1 protein-coding gene and 1 pseudogene are annotated in these 1245 nt (G+C 56.8%); both read right to left on the bottom strand.

The genetic code is table 11. The features are described from left to right. Nucleotides 1-645: pseudogene (locus XANALMUS060_RS17100) on the bottom strand (hypothetical protein); the annotation flags it as partial. Beyond that, nucleotides 642-1028, bottom strand: coding sequence for a hypothetical protein (locus XANALMUS060_RS17095; protein ID WP_235430614.1), 387 nt, complete (start codon nt 1026-1028; stop codon nt 642-644). The pseudogene XANALMUS060_RS17100 and the gene XANALMUS060_RS17095, both read right to left, overlap by 4 nt. Nucleotides 1029-1245: the final 217 nt, after the last annotated feature.

The raw sequence follows: 1245 nt of genomic DNA, 5'->3' as shown, positions 1-1245 counted from the left end.
AGTCACCACCGTGCCGTAATGCCGACTGGCCGCACTCACCGGATCACCTACCACCGTGCCGTAATGCCGACTGGCCGCACTCACCGGATCACCTGCCAGGACGTAATTGGTCACCGCCGTGCCACCTTCCGGCACGTGGTGACGCAGGCTCACCGCGCCGTAGGCGTTGTAGGTGGAGCCGGCCAGGCCGAATTCCGCCGCTTCGATCTGCGCCAGTGCGCCGCCGAGGGAGTGGCCGGTGACGGTCACGTGATCTTTGGGTATACCCTGCTCAGCCGCCTTGGCGAGCATCTGCGCGGTGAACGCATCGGCAGCGGCTTTTTGCGGATTGACGGCGTCGCGCAGCATCGTGGCATCGACGGCGATGTCCTGGAGGGTGGTGAGCGCATGGCCTGCTTTTTCCGCCTTTGTCTCGCCGGTAAATAAATCCGTATCGGTGCCACGGTAGGCGATGATGACTTCGTTCGTTTTTCTATCGCGGTAAGCAGTGGCATGAAAACCACTGACAGGGTCATTCGCGTAGCCGAAAACGGTATAGTCTGCACCGCCTAGAGATATGGGTTTTTTGCCATTAACTTCACTCTGCAAACGGTTTCTATAGGAATTAATAGCAGCGTCGGCGCGTGCTTGATCAGCAGGCTTCATGGCTTGGCTTCCTTGACAGCAATGGTGACTGGGAAATATTCATCGGGGTGTTTAAGAACCCCAGGATCACTAGGATCTAGATCTAGTGCACCATAGGGGACGAAAGAAAGGTCGCCGTATACGCTTTTCTTAAAGTAGATCGTCTTCTGGCCATCACGCAAAAGCGTATTCAATGTGTGACCCCAGTTAAACCTAACTCCCTTTGCCATAGCCGAAATGCTAACGCCAGTCGTATCCCAGTGGCACACGCCAAGCTTGAAGTAATCCTCATCCAGCAAGGCGTCGCGATAAAAATACCCCTTCCAAGTGTGATCGTCCACCTGTGTCATGGGAACATCGAGCCCGGTACCAGGCACTTGCCGCACACCAACGAACGGCATCATTGGCACACATTTCTCATTGATGACGTCATACCCGATATACGCCTTAATGGAATCCCACGGCCCCGGCGCATGTGAGCGAGCTGGCAATCACTTCGTAGCGTTTGACCGGGTGCGGGGATTACCGGTAGCGCCGTCATTGCCGACATCGATGCCTTTGGAGCAGCCCGCAGCGGGCGGTCAGGGCCAGCGGCATGATGGCGGTGGCGGCAAGAGGTGT

This window comes from Xanthomonas sp. MUS 060, from assembly GCF_000963215.1.
Classification (GTDB): domain Bacteria; phylum Pseudomonadota; class Gammaproteobacteria; order Xanthomonadales; family Xanthomonadaceae; genus Xanthomonas_A.
The sequence above is the reverse complement of the archived record's forward strand: the minus strand, read 5'-3'. Positions and strand labels throughout refer to the sequence as shown.